Origin of the sequence: Flavobacterium sp., from assembly GCF_035195345.1 — a bacterium.
Taxonomy (GTDB): Bacteria; Bacteroidota; Bacteroidia; order Flavobacteriales; family Flavobacteriaceae; genus Flavobacterium.
Genome location: NZ_CP136574.1, coordinates 1,791,376 through 1,808,233, shown reverse-complemented (window position 1 = coordinate 1,808,233; position 16,858 = coordinate 1,791,376). Strand labels below are relative to the sequence as shown.

The following is a 16,858-nucleotide window of genomic DNA, read 5'->3' as shown; positions in this document are numbered from 1 at the left end:
TTATACTACTTGTCCGTTTTTAATCCAGTCGTATCCTTTTTCTTCTAACTCTAAAGCCAAATCTGCTCCACCTGTTTTTACGATTTTTCCATCCATTAAAACGTGAACAAAATCAGGAACGATATAATCTAATAAACGTTGGTAATGCGTAATCACTAAAACGGCGTTGTTTTCGTTTTTCAATTTATTCACTCCGTTAGCAACAATTCGTAATGCATCGATGTCTAAACCTGAATCGGTTTCGTCCAAAATTGCGATTTTTGGTTCCAACATTGCCATTTGGAAAATTTCATTACGTTTCTTTTCACCACCCGAAAAACCTTCGTTTAGAGAACGCGACAAGAATTTTCTGTCCATTTCCAATAATTCTGATTTTTCACGAATTAACTTCAGCATTTCATTCGCCGGCATTTCGTCTTGATTGTTTGCCTTACGTTTTTCGTTAATTGCGGTTTTAATGAAATTCGTTACCGAAACTCCAGGAATTTCTACAGGATATTGAAACGATAAGAAAACACCTTTGTGTGCTCTTTCTTCAGGTGCTAATTCTGAAATTTCTTCACCGTCTAAAAAGATTTCTCCTTCAGAAACTTCATAATTTTCATTTCCAGCAATAATAGAAGATAATGTTGATTTTCCGGCACCATTTGGTCCCATAATCGCATGTACTTCTCCTGCTTTAATTTCTAGGTTGATTCCTTTTAATATTTCTTTGTCTTCTACCGAAGCGTGTAAGTTTTTTATCTGTAACATTTTAGTTTCAGGTTTAAAGTTTCAAGTTTATGAAATGTTGTTCTTGAAACGTTTATATTAAATTAATTTTAAATTCTATTCTAATTGTTTTTACGTTCAGGTATAACGTGAAACCTGAAACTTGAAACAAAACTATCCTACTGAACCTTCTAACGAAATTTCCAACAATTTCTGCGCTTCCACAGCAAATTCCATTGGCAATTTATTCAATACTTCCTTACTGAAACCGTTTACGATTAAGGCAATTGCTTTTTCGGTAGGAATTCCGCGTTGGTTGCAATAAAACACTTGGTCCTCACCAATTTTTGAAGTCGTAGCTTCGTGTTCAATTTTTGCCGAAGCATTTTTACTTTCGATATATGGGAATGTGTGTGCACCACAATTATTCCCCATTAACAACGAATCACATTGTGAGAAATTTCGAGCATTTTCAGCTCTTGCTCCTATTTGCACTAATCCTCTATAACTATTTTGTGATTTACCTGCTGAAATTCCTTTAGAGATAATCGTCGATTTGGTATTTTTACCCAAGTGAATCATCTTCGTTCCGGTATCGGCTTGTTGATAATTGTTGGTTACTGCAATGGAGTAAAATTCTCCAATTGAATTATCGCCTTTCAACACAACTGATGGATATTTCCAAGTTACCGCCGAACCTGTTTCTACTTGTGTCCAAGAAATTTTAGCGTTTTTCTCACAGAAACCTCTTTTGGTAACGAAGTTATAAACTCCTCCTTTGCCTTCTTTGTTTCCTGGATACCAGTTTTGAACAGTTGAATATTTGATTTCGGCATCGTCCATCGCAATTAATTCTACAACAGCAGCGTGCAATTGGTTTTCATCACGACTTGGCGCCGTACAACCTTCTAAATAAGAAACATAACTTCCTTCATCAGCAATTAGTAACGTTCTTTCAAACTGACCTGTTCCTCCTTGATTGATACGGAAATAGGTTGATAATTCCATTGGACAACGAACACCTTTTGGAATATAACAGAAACTTCCGTCCGAGAAAACCGCCGAATTTAAAGCCGCATAAAAATTATCTTTCTGCGGAACGATGGTTCCTAAATATTTACGAACTAATTCTGGATGTTCTTTAATCGCTTCCGAAATCGAACAAAAAATAATCCCTTTTTCGTTTAATGTTTTCTTGAAAGTCGTGGCTACAGAAACCGAATCTACCACGATATCAATCGCTACATTGTTCATTTTCTTTTGTTCATCAACCGAAATTCCTAACTTTTTGTACATCGCCAAAAGTTCAGGATCCACATCTTCTAATTTTTTATTAGGATCGGCTTTTTTAGGTGCTGAATAATACGAAATTGCTTGAAAATCTGGTTTTTCGTAATGCACATTTGCCCATTCAGGCTCAATCATTTCTTGCCAAGCTCTGAAGGCTTCTAAACGCCATTCGGTCATCCATTCAGGCTCTTCTTTTTTCTTTGAAATCGCACGAACAATGTCTTCATTTAGCCCAACAGGAAACGTTTCCGAGTCCAATTCGGTATAAAATCCGTATTCGTATTCTTTATTTTCTAATTCGACTTTTAAGTCGTCCTCAGTATATTTACTCATAATTTTTGATTTATAGAGAGAAACTCTCTCCACATCCACACGTTCTTTGTGCATTTGGATTGTTAAAAACAAATCCTTTTCCGTTTAAACCACCTGAAAATTCTAATATTGTTCCTGCCAAATAAAGAAAACTCTTTTTCTCAACGGCAATTTTTACATTATTATCTTCAAATATTTTATCGTTTTCACATATTTGGTTGTCAAATTTCAATTCATAAGACAAACCGGAACAACCACCACTTTTTACGCCTACTCGCACGTAATCTTTGGCTGCGTCAAAACCATCTTCTTGCATCATGCTGATGATTTTTTTACTTGCTGTATCAGATACTTTAATCATTTCTTATTTTGATTTTGTCTAAATTAACGGCAAAGATAAGTTATAAATTACTTTTTACAAGAATTGCTAACATTTTTATAACTTATTAAAGTATAAATTTTATTTATAAAGCATGTTGGAAAAATGTATTATCAATTTTTGTAAATTGCAGGAAATTTATATAAAAATGAAACTATATCCAATAGAAGCCGGAAATTTTAAATTAGACGGTGGTGCTATGTTTGGCGTAGTTCCAAAAACCATTTGGAATAAAACCAATCCGGCCGATGAAAACAACTTAATTGACATCGCTGCAAGATGTTTACTAATTGAAGACGGAAATCGTTTGACACTAATTGATACTGGAATGGGCAACAAACAATCGGATAAATTTTTTGGCTATTATTCGCTTTGGGGTGACCATTCATTAGATAAGTCGCTAGAAAAAGCTGGTTTTCACCGCGATGATATTACCGATGTGTTTATGACGCATTTGCATTTTGATCATTGTGGAGGAAGCGTGAATTGGAACAAAGACAAAACGGGTTACGAAGTAGCTTTTAAAAACGCAAAATTCTGGACCAACGAAAACCATTGGGAATGGTCAACAAAACCTAATTCAAGAGAAAAAGCATCATTTCTTCATGAAAACATCATTCCGATGCAAGAAAGTGGTCAATTGAATTTTATTAAAAGGCCAGATGGTGATTTTTTATCTGAATCGGAACTTGGTTTTGGAATTTTCTTTGCGGACGGGCATACCGAAAAACAAATGTTACCACATATCAATTACAACGCAAAAACCATCGTTTTTTGTGGTGATTTATTAGCAACTGCCGGACATATTCCGATTCCTTACGTTATGGGTTACGACACAAGACCTTTATTAACATTGGACGAAAAAGCAAAATTCATGAATGCTGCTGCAGAAAATAATTATTATTTGTTTTTAGAGCACGATGCACACAATGAAATTATTACGGTAGAAAAAACAGAAAAAGGGGTTCGATTAAAAGAAGTTTTTAAAAGTGAAGACATTTTAAAATAAAAAAGTTATTTAATTGTAACAATTACACAACATATCAGTCCAATAACTGAAATTTAATTAATTAAAAAATGAAGAGAAATTTTAGACCTCTATACTTAAGTTTAGCTTTTGCCTTTGCTTTAGCAAGTTGCGGAACACAAAAAATGGTTTCAACTCCAGTTGAAAATATTAATAATTTACCTTTAAAAACTACTCCAGTTGCAGAAAATGATTTAAAACGTTGGAGTCATTTAGATTTAGTAAAAGACACGATTCCTGGAATGAGTGTTGACAAAGCTTATAAAGAATTAATCAAAGGAAAAAAGGGTAAAAAAGTTATCGTTGGAATTGTAGATTCAGGCGTTGATATCAATCACGAAGATTTGAAAGCGGTGATTTGGACCAATCCAAAAGAGATTACTGGAAATGGCATTGACGATGACAAAAACGGATACATTGATGATATACATGGGTGGAATTTCTTAGGGGATGCTGTTCATGAACAATTAGAAATGACGCGTATTGTTAAAAAAGGGCCTGGAACTCCAGATTATGATAAAGCGAAAGCGGAATTAGAGGAAGAGCTAAAAGGAATTCAGCCACAAAAACAACAATTAGATTTTATATTAAATACTGAGAAAACAGTAGCAACTTTCCTTAAAAAAAGTGATTTTACGCTAGAAGAAGTAAAAGCAATTCAATCGGATGAAACTGGGGTTAAACAAGCAAAAGCTATGTTTACGCAAATTTTAAGCAAATCTACCAAGGCTGAATTTGATGCTCAAATTGAAGAATTTAAAGACTATGTTTATGGACAAATAAACTATAATTTAAATGTTGAGTTTGATGGTAGAAAAATTGTGGGTGATAATCCAAACGATTTGAACGACACGAAATACGGAAACAATAATGTAGTTGGTCCTGAGCCAAAAGAAGCAAAACACGGAACACACGTTGCTGGAATTGTAGCTCAAGTTAGAGGAAATAATCTTGGTGGTGATGGTGTAACTAATAATGCTCAAATATTAACGGTAAGAGCAGTTCCTAATGGTGATGAATATGATAAAGATATCGCTTTAGGAATTCGTTATGCGGTGGATAATGGTGCTAAAGTAATCAACGGTTCATTCGGAAAATACTATTCACAACAAAAAGAATGGGTAATCGATGCTATTAAATACGCAGAATCAAAAGATGTTTTAGTAGTAATTGCTGCTGGAAATGAATCATTTGATTTAGATGTTACGAACAAATATCCAAATGACACTTACGATGGAAGTCCAGAATTTGCTAAAAACGTATTAATTATTGGTGCTCTTTCTCCAGCTTATGGAAGTAAAATGATTGCTGATTTTTCTAATTACGGAAAAAACAATGTAGATATTTATGCTCCAGGAGATGAGATATATGCAACAACACCTTTAAACACGTATGAATATTTACAAGGAACATCAATGGCTTCTCCAAATGTGGCGGGTGTTGCAACATTAATTCGTTCGTACTATCCTAGTTTAACTGCTGTTCAAGTAAAACAAATCATTATGGAAAGTGGAACTCCTTTAAAAAACACTGTAACTATTGGTGAAGACAAACATAAAGCTAATTTTGCTGATGCATCAAAATCGGGCAGAATTGTAAATGCTTATAATGCCTTAGTTTTAGCGGCAAAAATGGCTAAATAACAGTCGTAAAGAATTACATAACTATTTCAAAATCCTACAAGATATAAGCTGTCTTGTAGGTTTTCTTTTAAAAAACGAATATGAAAAAATTATTGTTTTTAAGTTTAGTTCCCTTCTTATCGTTTGGGCAAAACAATCCAAATCCAGGCTATTGGCAACAACACGTTGACTATAAAATGGATGTGAAAATGGATGTGAAAAAATTCCAATATACCGGAAAACAAGAAATTGTGTACACCAATAATTCAAATGATACCTTACATAAAGTGTATTATCATTTGTATAATAACGCTTTTCAACCTGGAAGCGAAATGGATGCACGTTTACAATCGATTTCCGACCCAGATAAACGCATGGTGCGAACCTTTAAGAAAGAAGGAAAAGACATAAAAGAAAGTAAAATCAGCACCTTACAACCAAACGAAATTGGCTATTTAAACATCGCTAATTTCAAACAAGATGGGGTTGCAGCAACCACAAAAGTAGTAGGAACTATTTTAGAAGTTACATTGGCAAAAGCTATTTTACCAAAACAAAAAACAACACTTTCCTTAGATTTTCAAGGACAAGTACCATTACAAATTCGACGTTCTGGAAGGATTTCAGAAGAAAGCGTTGCTTTATCAATGACCCAATGGTATCCAAAATTATGTGAATATGATTTCGAAGGATGGCACGCTAACCCATACATTGCAAGAGAATTTCATGGTGTTTGGGGAAATTTTGATGTAAAAATCACCATTGACAAAGCCTACACTATTGGTGGAACAGGTTATTTACAAAACAAAAACGAAATTGGTCACGGCTATCAAGATGCGGGTGTACAAGTGGTTTATCCTAAAAAAAACAAAAATTTAACTTGGCATTTTTATGCGCCTAACGTGCATGATTTTGCTTGGGGAGCGGATAACGAATTTATTCACGATATGATTTTAGGTCCAAATAATGTTGAATTGCATTTCTTATACAAAAACAAGAAAGAAAATTTAGAAAATTGGAAAAAAATGCAACCTAAAACAGCAGAATTGTTAGCGTATTTTAACGAAAACGTAGGACAATATCCATACAAACAATACTCCGTAATTCAAGGTGGCGATGGTGGAATGGAATATGGCATGTGTACCTTAATCACCGGAAATAGAGCTTTCGGAAGTTTGGTTGGCGTAACCGCACACGAAATGGCGCATTCATGGTTCCAATTTGTTCTAGCTACTAACGAAACCAAACACGAATGGATGGACGAAGGATTTACTTCCTACATTTCTAATTTAGCGATGAACAAAGTATTGCCTCCAAAAAAACCTGAAAACCCGTTTGAAGATTCGTATAAAAACTACATTTATTTAGCAAAATCAGGAAAGGAACAACCACTTTCTACGCACGCTGATCGATATGATTTAAACATGGCGTATGGGATTTCGGCTTATAGCAAAGGAGAAGTGTTTTTAGTACAATTGGGTTATTTAATTGGGCAAGAAAACCTCAACAAAACGATCAAACGTTACTACAACGAATATAAATTTACGCACCCAACTCCAAACGATATTAAACGGGTGGCGGAAAAAGTTTCGGGCGCAAATTTAGATTGGTATTTATTAGATTGGACTTTAACTACCAATACCATTGATTATAGCATTAAAGAAGTTTCTGAAGCCAATGCGGCGAATACAAAAGTGATTATTGAAAGAAAAGGAAGAATGCCAATGCCTTTAGACGTAATGGTTGAATATACCGACGGAACCAAAGAATTTTTCTACATTCCAAATACCTTAATGCGTTGGGAAAAACCTAATCCATACACTAGAATAAAAGGAAATGTGTTAAAAGGTTGGGATTGGGCTTATCCAACTTTTACTTTTGAAATTGCAAAACCGAAAGAAAAAATAAAATCCATCACCATAGACCCAGAAAATGTAATGGCAGATGTGAACAAAGAAGACAATGTTTTTAATCAAAAATAACGAAAAGCGACTTTAGGGTCGCTTTTTTTGTGAGATGATTCTGAACTGATATATATCATAATTCACTTTTTTACAATGTCGTAATTTTAAGGTGCTTAAAACGCAACTAAAAAATTAGTACACATTTTTAAAATACAATATTATGAGCATTGCAACCAAAGACATTAGAAACGTGGTATTTCTTGGGCATTCAGGTTCGGGAAAAACCACATTCATCGAGACTATGTTGTTTGAAAGCGGTATCATTCCGCGTCGTGGTTCGGTAGAAGCACACAATACCATTTCTGATTTCACCGATTTAGAACACGAAAGAGAAAACACTATTTACAGTCATTTAATGCACGCCAAATGGCACAACAATAAAATAAACATCATTGACACCCCGGGTTTTGAGGATTTTATTGGCGAAGTGGTTTCTTCGTTAAAAGTTTCAGACACGGCTTTAATTCTTTTAAACGCAGCTTCTGGTGTGGAAGTTGGTGCTGGAATTGTTTGGGAATACGTGCAAAATTACCAAACTCCTGTCCTATTTGTCATCAATCAAATGGATCATCCAAAAGCAGATTATGAGACTACTTTAGAACAAGCCAAAAATCGTTTTGGTAGTAAAGTAATTCCGATTCAATATCCGTACAATTCGGGCGAAAAATTCAATAGCATTATCGATGTACTTCGCATGACGATGTATGTTTTCCCAGAAAATGGTGGAAAACCTGAAAAAATACCTATTCCAAATTCAGAACTATTAAAAGCTAATGATTTACATAATGCTTTAGTGGAAGCGGCAGCTGAAAACGAAGAAGGCTTAATAGAAAAATACTTTGAAAAAGGAAATTTAGACGAAGAAGAATTGGCAAAAGGATTAACCATTGCTTTGGCACATCAACAAATTTATCCTGTTTTTTGTGCTTCGGGATTGAAAGATATGGGAAGCGGAAGAATCATGGGATTTATTGATGATATTGCGCCTTCTCCTGCCGATAGACCCGCTAAAAAATTAGAAAATGGTGCTGAATTAAAATGCGATGCTTCTGATAAAACCACTCTTTTTATTTACAAAACACTATCTGAACCTCAGGTAGGATTGGTTTCTTACTTCAAAGTGCTTTCGGGTGAATTGAACGCTGGAGACGAATTAGTGAATGCCGATAATGGTGAAATCGAACGACTAACTCAAATTTTTGTAACCGAAGGGAAACAACGTACTGCGGTAGAAAAATTAGTCGCTGGCGATTTAGGAGCAACGGTTCGCTTGAAATATGGTCATTCAAATAACACGCTTAATGCAAAAGGAGTCGACAGAAAAGTTAGAAAAATGCAATTCCCAACTAGTCGCATTAGAAAAGCCGTTTCTACTGCTAATCTTGCCGATATGGAAAAAATGATTAAAGCTTTGCATCAAATTCAGGAAGAAGATTTAACTTTAAAAGTAGAACAATCTGCCGAATTAAAACAAACCATTATTCAAGGGCAAGGACAATTGCATTTAGACTTAATTAAATACCGTATCGAAAACGAAATCAACATCGAAATGGTATTTAATGAACCCAAAGTGCCTTATCGTGAAACCATCACAAAATCGGCAAAAGCTGAATATCGTCATAAAAAACAAAGTGGTGGTTCGGGGCAATTTGGAGAAGTGCACATTACCATTGAACCATATTTTGATGATATGCCCGAACCACAAGGCGTAAACATCCGTAACAAAGAAATTGAAGAATTACCTTGGGGCGGAAAATTTGCATTCTATTGGTGCATAGTTGGTGGTGCTATTGATAATCGTTATGCAACTGCCATCAAAAAAGGTATTATGCACGAAATGACCGAAGGTCCGTTAACCGGTTCAAATTGCCAAAACATTAGAGTTTGTATATACGATGGAAAAATGCATGCAGTTGACAGTAACGATATTTCGTTTCAATTAGCGGCTTCACATGCATTTAAAATAGCGTTTAACGAAGCCAAACCTCAACTTTTAGAACCTTATTATCATTTAGAAGTGTTGTGTGAAGATAGTCATACAGGTGATGTGATGGGCGATTTACAAACCCGAAGAGCCATCATTCAAGGCATGGATACGGAAGGGCATTATCAAAAAATCATAGCGGAAGTGCCTTTGGCAGAACTAAAAGACTACGGTTCTTCTCTTCGTTCATTAACACAAGGAAAAGCGAAATTCAAAGTGGAATTTAGTAATTATCAATTAGTTTCTTTACATATTCAGGAAAATTTAGTTATAAGCAATGCGTTACTTTCTGAAGTGTAAATCAAATTTTGTTATTGAAAAAGCTTCTTCATTATTTGAAGAGGCTTTTTTTATACCTTTGCGCTATGCAATTCACTTATCCCAAAAAAGAAAAATTAAAAAGCAAAACTACTATTGATTTGCTTTTTTCAGAAGGAAATTCGGTTTCGAAATTCCCGCTGCGCTTGGTATATGTTGAAAACAAAGAAGAAAATGCCGAACTGGTGAAAATGGGTGTTTCGGTTTCAAAAAAATATTTCAAAAAAGCGGTAGACAGAAATTATTTTAAACGGGTTTTACGCGAAACTTATCGTTTAAACAAGCATATTTTGATTGATAATTTAGAAAAACCATATGCTTTTATGTTTTTCTATCAAACCAAAGAACGACTTTCGTATCAAGAAATTGAGGAAAAGACCATCCAACTTTTTCAAAAATTCAACGAAAGTCAGAAGTAAATCTATCTTTTGGTTTAATTTTTGGACAATATTATTTACTTTCGTAAAAATGTATCAATACTTTTATTCATGAAACGATATTTCAGTAGAAAAATAATTATTCCTATTGTTGCGGCAATATTTCTTTTTGTAGGTGTTAGTTTTAAAAACGATTTCTTTGAAATTGCCAAACAAATTGAAATCTTCACGGGGCTCTTCAAAACCGTAAATCAAAATTATGTGGATGAAACCAATCCGGGAGAAATGATGGATAATGCCATAAAAAACATGTTGAAAGAATTGGATCCATATACCGTTTTCTTTAATGAACAGGATGTTTTAAAATTCAAAATCAACAATACGGGCGAGTATACAGGTATTGGCGCCATGGTACAACGAAGAGAAGGAAAAGTTTTATTGAAAGAAATTTACAAAGGATTTCCCGCAGATAAAGCAGGTTTAAAAGCAGGTGATGAAGTAATTCAAATTGGTGATATTAATTTGAAAGAATATAAAGAAGACGCTTCGCAATTGTTTCGTGGTGCTAAAAACACAAAAATTGAGATTCAATACATTCGTCAAGGAAAAACGCAAAATGCAACGATTGTTTTAGATGATGTTGAAATAAAAGCAGTTCCCTTTTTCGCGCTGTTAAAAGATAATGTAGGATATATTGTACTTACTAAATTTACTGAAAAAGCAAGTGCAGAAACTAAAGCAGCATTGTTAGAATTAAAAAAACAAGGAGCCACCAAGATCATTTTAGATTTAAGAGGAAATCCAGGAGGATTACTTCATGAAGCAGTAAACATTTGTAATCTTTTCGTGGCTAAAAATGAATTAATTGTTACCACAAAATCAAAAAACACTAAATACAATTTAGAATATCGAACTAAAAATGAACCTATCGATTTAGAAATTCCGTTGGCGGTTATTGTTGATGGAAAAAGCGCATCAGCTTCAGAAATTGTAGCCGGCGCCATTCAAGATTTGGATAGAGGTGTTGTTTTAGGTTCGAGAAGTTTTGGAAAAGGGTTGGTACAACGTCCATTAGATTTGTCATACGGCACGCAAGTTAAAGTAACCATTTCTAGATATTATACCCCATCGGGAAGATGTATTCAAGCGTTAGATTATTCAAAAAAAGACGAAAACGGAAAAGTAATTAAAAAATCACAAAACGAATTCAATGCGTTTAAAACTAAAGCAGGTAGAACGGTTTATGATGGTGGAGGTGTTTTACCTGATGTAGAAATTGAAGAAACAAAAACCGCCAGTATAACAGAGGCTGTAATAAAAACAGATGCCATTTTTAACTTCGCCACACAATGGTATTTTAAAAATACAACCCTTGCGGGAATTCCCACTATTACTGATGTCGATTTTAATGCCTTTAAAGCCTATTTGAAGCAGGAAAAAATTAGTTTAGACACAGAAACGTATAAAGCAATGAAAAATGTTTTAGAAACTGCTAAAAACGAAAAAATAGAGGCACAAATTGCAACTGAATACAAGCAATTAGAACAAGCCATTGAAAAAAACCAAGAAGTAGAGTTAGACAAAAACAAAAATCAAATCAAGAAACTAATTCAGGAAGATTTGATAACCCGCTACCAATATAGAGAAGGCCTATATCAATTTTATGTAAAAGAAAATTTAGAAATTGAAAAGGCAATTTTACTTCTAAACAATCAAACCCAATACAAATCGATATTAAAAAAATAAGATGACACGTTTATTTTTCCTTTTCTTTTTACTTTTTTCTGTGGTTTCTTTTGCTCAAGAAGAAGAAGAAGTACATTCAATATTTTTTGAATTTGATAAATTTAATTTAAAAACAGAACAAGCCGATGCGGTAGTTGCCTTTGTAAGTAAAATTGACACTGCTCGTATTGAATCGGTTCAAATTTTTGGTTATTGTGATGACCGCGGAAAAGATCAATATAATTACACTTTATCTACCAACAGAGCAAATACCGTAAAAGACAAACTAATAGAAAAAGGCATCAAGAGTAAAATCATTATTACACTAGAAGGAAAAGGAAGAATCATGCTGGATGAAGATATGCAAACTAATATTCCTGAAGCACGTTCAAAAAACCGACGAGTAGATGTGGTGGTAAATTTTAAACCTATTGTAATTGAAGATTTAAAGATTCCAGGGGTTTATAGTACAATCAAAAAAGATAGAATTGTGGGCGATAGAATTTATCTCGACCACGTTTTATTTGAAAGAGGAAGCAGCCAATTGACCTATAAAGCAAAAAAAGAATTGGACAGAATAGCTCTAGAGCTTCACAAATACAAAAATATTCACTTCGAAATTCAAGGGCATGTTTGTTGCACGCCAACCTTCCAAAAAGAAGCAGTAGACCGCGACACTAAAAAACGCGAATTATCTATCAATCGTGCAAAACGAGTATATAATTATTTCTTGATGAAACGCATCAGTAAAACCCGCATGACTTTTAAGGGTTATGGCAACACCCAATCGTTAAAAAAAGGCAGCACTTTAGACCGTAGGGTTGAACTTTTGATTACTAAAAATGATGTGGTTCCTGTGGAAGCTAAGAAGTAGTTATTTTTTCTTCATCTGAATATGCGGAATATCATCTTCTAAATACATTTCACTTGTTTGTACAAATCCATGTGATTCATAGAATTTTTTAAGATATTCTTGCGCAGAAATGGTAATAGCAGTCTCGTTGAAATTTTCTTTTATGGCTTCAATGGAAACACTCATTAAATCATTACCGAATTTTTTATCGCGGTATTTTGGGCTTACCACAACTCTTCCTATTGATGTTTCTTCAAAATAATAACCTTTGTTGAACAAACGAGAATACGCAGCTAAATCGCCATTGCAATAGCCTAAAACATGAAGTGCTTTCTCATCTTTGCTGTCAATGTCTTGATAAACGCAATTTTGCTCCACAACAAACACTTCTGAACGAAGTTGTAGCAAAGAATATAGTTCGGTTATAGAAAGTTCGTTAAATCGCTTTATTTTGAATGTTACTTCCATGATAAAAAAGAAGTTCCCAATAATGGGAACTTGATATTATTTTAAAAATTTAACCGACTGAATAATGGCTTCCAATTCGAAAACCAAATCACGCTTCGATTTGGATGGATTATAAGTGAATCCTTCTAAAATTAAATAACGATTATTTTTAGTGTCTTTGATGGCATAATTAACAAAAGGTCCTGCCATAAAATCGTTTTTCAATTCCCAAGTTCCTTTGGTTAAATAGGTTTTTTTGTTGGCAACATTAACTTCAAAAAGGTATGGAGCATAAGCAGCTTCAGTAATCATCCAAGTATTTGGTAACGTTCCGTGAATATTTGCCTTTCCAATTTCATCACGCATTGCAGTAATATTCGCAATAATATTGGTGTCTTTTTCAACTTTTTCAATTGGAACCTGATAAATTAAAATGCTGTTATAACCCGAAGTAAATTCTTTTCGAAGCCAAATAAAATTCTCTTTTACCATATCGTATTTGAATCCAAATCCGATTTGTAAACTTACACCAAACTTCTTTTGAATCTGTTCATCAGAAACCAATGATTTTTTCATTCGAATTTGATTTTCAATAATTTCAGAAGCTTTGATGGTTTTTATTATTTCAGCCGATTTTTCTTCTATAACATTTAAAACATCTTCCGTATCTGTTCCAGAAATGAAAAATATATTTTGTGGCTTGGCAAATTTATTTGTGTTTGAAGCATAACCTGCTTCTTTACCTTTTTTGACAACAATGATGTTGCGACTTTTACGAACAAATCCTTCAAACACTTTTGTTGGGTATTGATTTAAAGTAAACAAAGGCTCTTCTTGTGGCAAACCATCTACTGGAGCAGCAAACTTTTTACGGATACTGTCTCCAATTTCACCATTCCATAAATTATCGTCTATAATGATAGAAACATTATTGATTTTACCATTAGATTCTGATAATATAGCTTGAACATCTTCTTTGGAAGATTCTTTACAAGAAAAAAGTGATACGACTAAAAGAGTTAAAATTGCAATTTTTTTCATAATGAAAACGATTAATTATCCGTTTATTTTTAATTTCATTCCGGGTTGAATATTGTCCCCGCTAATATCGTTCCATTTTTTTATGTCGTCTATAGAAACCCCGGGGAATTGTTTAGAAATTGAAAAAAGTGAATCCCCAGTTTTTACCTCGTATGTATTGTTTTTATTGGCACTAGACTCGTTTTGTACAATTATCTTTTTATCAGAATAAATTTTTAATTTTTTTCCAGCTTGGATGGTATTTCCTTTGATATGGTTCCAAGATTTCAGATTTGCAATAGAAACATTGTATTTATCTGCAATCTTTCCTAAACTTTCTCCACTTTTAATGGTGTGATATTGTGTTTTACGTTCAAACTTAGGTTTACTTACAAAAGTAGAATCAGGACTAGAACCTATTGAATCTTTTGGAGATAATGCAACATATTCACTCTTTGTCTTCTCTTTATGCGTGTCGGTATGTTCTAGATAAGCATAAATTTTTTCTTCGTTAGAAACAAAAAGACCCATTTTATTTTTTGGTAAACGCAAATAATGAGGTTTATCGGCTTCAAAAGGAATTACCTTTAATTTGTATATTGGATTTAAAAACTCTAATTGTTCCACTGGAATATCTAATAAATCCGAAATTTGTTTAAAAGACATTTGTTTTTTCACCATAATTGTATCTGTTTCAAAATACGTTACAGGTGCTTTTTTAGGTTGAATTCCGTGTTCTTTCTTAAATTCGTAAATGTAAAAAGTGGCTAAAAATGCCGGTACATAATTAGCAGTTTCTTTGGGTAAGTTTTTTCTAATATTCCAATAATTTTGACTACCTCCTGAACGACGAATGGCTTTTGAAACATTCCCAGGTCCACAATTATAAGCAGCCAAAACCATACTCCAATCACCAAAAATTCCGAACAAACTTGATAAATATTGACACGCAGCTTCGGTAGCTTTTAATGGATCGTAACGTTCATCAACATAAGAAGTAACTTCTAAATTATATTGTTTTCCGGTTGGGTACATAAATTGCCATAAACCAGACGCTCCAACTCTTGATTTTGCTTTCGGATTTAAAGCCGATTCAACAATTGCTAAATATTTCAATTCTAACGGAATATTATATTTTGCTAAATGCTCTTCAAACATTGGGAAATAATATTCTGAAACCGCCATCAAGCGCTCAAAAGCTTTCGGTCTGTTTTTTAAAAACGCTTTAATAGTGTTTTCTAATGCAGGATTATACTCAATATTAAAAGGCGATTTAGCATCCATTTTTGCTAACCTTTTTTTCAATATTTCTGTAGATAAATCATAATTTACTTCAGAATCTATGTTGATGTCCGAAATATCAGAAAACATATTTTCAGATAATTCAGCACTTGCTAGTTCAGAAATCCAACGTTCATCAATACAATTACTTGTGCTGTGATTTACAAAAGTTGTTTTCAACGAATCCAAATAGGACATTTTTGGCAACGTCAACAAACTTTCCTTTTCTGCATTCTCTTGCCCGAAACCAGCAACCGAGAGTAAAAGTGATGCAACCAGTATAAATTTTTTCATTTTGTTTTATATATTTTGAGCTTGGTAACTAATTATAACTTAATTACTAAGCTTTTATTGTATTTAATCTAATATAGCAGCAATCCCTGGTAAAGTTCTGCCTTCTAGCATTTCCAACATTGCTCCACCACCAGTAGAAACGTAACTCATTTTAGGTTCTAATCCAAATTGCTTAACCGCAGCAACACTGTCGCCGCCACCTACCAATGAAAATGCTCCATTGGCAGTAGATTCTGCAATATATTCTCCCAATGATATTGTTCCATTAGCAAAATTTTCCATTTCAAAAACTCCTAATGGACCGTTCCATAATATGGTTTTTGAATCTAAAATAATGCGTTTGATAATTTCTAAAGTTTTAGGACCTGCGTCTAAACCTTGCCAACCATCAGGGATTTGATTTACATCCACAATTTGGGTATTTGCATCATTAGAAAATGAATCTGCAGCTACAACATCCACCGGAATGTGGATTTGAACTCCTTTTTCTTTAGCTTGTTTTAAAATTTCAATAGCTAATTCTAATTTATCATCTTCACAAATCGAATTTCCAATTTTTCCGCCTAGCGCTTTCACAAAAGTAAACGTCATTCCACCACCAATAATCATGTGGTTCACTTTGTCTAAAATATTTTCAATTACTGTGATTTTTGAAGAAACTTTACTTCCACCTAATATAGCAACCACAGGTTTTTCAGAATTTTTAAGTACTTTTTCAATACTTTCAATTTCTTTAGCTAACAAATATCCAAAGCATTTTGCCTCTTTAAAAAATTGGGCAATAATTGTGGTTGAAGCATGAGCTCTGTGCGCTGTTCCAAAAGCATCATTTACATAAATATCACCTAAAGCGGCTAATTTTTTAGAGAATTCTACATCTCCTTTTTCTTCTTCAGCATAAAAACGTAAGTTTTCTAATAATAAAATTTCGCCTGGTTGTAAATTTTTCGCGGCATTTTCAGCAATCTCTCCTATACAATCTGAAGCAAAATGCACTTTTTGACCTAAAATTTTTTCCGTTTTTGAAACAATGTGTTGTAACGAATATTTTGCTTCAACTCCTTTTGGCCTACCTAAGTGACTCATTAAAATAACACTTCCTCCGTCTTTCAAAATTTTATCAATTGTTGGCTTAGCTGCCTCAATTCTAGTAGCATCTGTCACTTTAAAATTTTCATCTAAAGGCACATTGAAATCTACTCTAATAATTGCTTTTTTATTGTTGAAATTGAAGTCGTTAAGTGTTTTCATTTG

14 protein-coding genes are annotated in these 16,858 nt (G+C 33.7%); 7 read left to right on the top strand and 7 right to left on the bottom strand.

Going from position 1 to position 16,858, the window contains the following annotated elements:
* The 3 genes from sufC to RSE15_RS08745 all read right to left on the bottom strand — a co-directional run bounded on the left by sufC (position 1) and on the right by RSE15_RS08745 (position 2,674).
* The gene (gene sufC, locus RSE15_RS08755) at positions 1-753 is read right to left on the bottom strand and encodes a Fe-S cluster assembly ATPase SufC (RefSeq protein WP_324067616.1); all 753 of its coding nucleotides are present in this window, start codon (positions 751-753) and stop codon (positions 1-3) included.
* Between the two features lie 132 nt (positions 754-885).
* Positions 886-2,334 carry a Fe-S cluster assembly protein SufB gene (sufB, locus tag RSE15_RS08750; RefSeq protein WP_324067614.1) on the bottom strand — a complete coding sequence of 483 codons (1,449 nt, stop codon included), beginning with the start codon at positions 2,332-2,334 and terminating at the stop codon, positions 886-888.
* A 10-nt stretch (positions 2,335-2,344) separates the two neighbouring features.
* Positions 2,345-2,674, bottom strand: a complete 330-nt coding sequence (locus tag RSE15_RS08745) for a HesB/IscA family protein (protein ID WP_324067612.1) — start codon at positions 2,672-2,674, stop codon at positions 2,345-2,347.
* Between the two features lie 166 nt (positions 2,675-2,840).
* On the opposite strand from RSE15_RS08745, the gene RSE15_RS08740 reads away from it, so the two are divergent.
* The 7 genes from RSE15_RS08740 to RSE15_RS08710 all read left to right on the top strand — a co-directional run bounded on the left by RSE15_RS08740 (position 2,841) and on the right by RSE15_RS08710 (position 12,583).
* The gene (locus tag RSE15_RS08740; protein WP_324067610.1) at positions 2,841-3,701 is read left to right on the top strand and encodes an MBL fold metallo-hydrolase; all 861 of its coding nucleotides are present in this window, start codon (positions 2,841-2,843) and stop codon (positions 3,699-3,701) included.
* Between the two features lie 68 nt (positions 3,702-3,769).
* Positions 3,770-5,362 (top strand): S8 family peptidase, encoded by a 1,593-nt coding sequence (locus RSE15_RS08735; RefSeq protein ID WP_324067608.1) that lies wholly within the window; start codon positions 3,770-3,772, stop codon positions 5,360-5,362.
* 80 nt (positions 5,363-5,442) lie between these two features.
* Entirely contained in the window at positions 5,443-7,323 is a 1,881-nt protein-coding gene (locus tag RSE15_RS08730; protein ID WP_324067606.1) for a M1 family metallopeptidase, read from the top strand.
* Positions 7,324-7,465: 142 nt separating this feature from the next.
* Entirely contained in the window at positions 7,466-9,589 is a 2,124-nt protein-coding gene (locus tag RSE15_RS08725; RefSeq protein WP_324067604.1) for an elongation factor G, read from the top strand.
* A 65-nt stretch (positions 9,590-9,654) separates the two neighbouring features.
* Positions 9,655-10,026, top strand: coding sequence for a ribonuclease P protein component (gene rnpA / locus RSE15_RS08720; RefSeq protein ID WP_324067602.1), 372 nt, complete (start codon positions 9,655-9,657; stop codon positions 10,024-10,026).
* Between the two features lie 69 nt (positions 10,027-10,095).
* On the top strand, positions 10,096-11,730 hold the full coding sequence (locus RSE15_RS08715) for a S41 family peptidase (protein WP_324067600.1): 1,635 nt from the start codon (positions 10,096-10,098) through the stop codon (positions 11,728-11,730).
* A 1-nt stretch (position 11,731) separates the two neighbouring features.
* Positions 11,732-12,583 carry an OmpA family protein gene (locus RSE15_RS08710; protein WP_324067598.1) on the top strand — a complete coding sequence of 284 codons (852 nt, stop codon included), beginning with the start codon at positions 11,732-11,734 and terminating at the stop codon, positions 12,581-12,583.
* On the opposite strand, the gene RSE15_RS08705 is transcribed toward RSE15_RS08710, so the two are convergent.
* From RSE15_RS08705 to RSE15_RS08690, 4 genes are all read right to left on the bottom strand, one after another.
* The gene (locus RSE15_RS08705) at positions 12,584-13,030 is read right to left on the bottom strand and encodes a GNAT family N-acetyltransferase (protein ID WP_324067596.1); all 447 of its coding nucleotides are present in this window, start codon (positions 13,028-13,030) and stop codon (positions 12,584-12,586) included.
* Between the two features lie 36 nt (positions 13,031-13,066).
* Complete coding sequence (locus tag RSE15_RS08700; protein ID WP_324067594.1) at positions 13,067-14,050, bottom strand: DUF4837 family protein; 984 nt, start codon at positions 14,048-14,050, stop codon at positions 13,067-13,069.
* 15 nt (positions 14,051-14,065) lie between these two features.
* Positions 14,066-15,604 carry a lytic transglycosylase domain-containing protein gene (locus tag RSE15_RS08695; RefSeq protein ID WP_324067592.1) on the bottom strand — a complete coding sequence of 513 codons (1,539 nt, stop codon included), beginning with the start codon at positions 15,602-15,604 and terminating at the stop codon, positions 14,066-14,068.
* A 63-nt stretch (positions 15,605-15,667) separates the two neighbouring features.
* A complete protein-coding gene (locus RSE15_RS08690) occupies positions 15,668-16,855 on the bottom strand; it encodes a phosphoglycerate kinase (RefSeq protein ID WP_324067590.1) in 1,188 nt (395 codons plus the stop codon).
* Between the last annotated feature and the right edge of the window lie 3 nt (positions 16,856-16,858).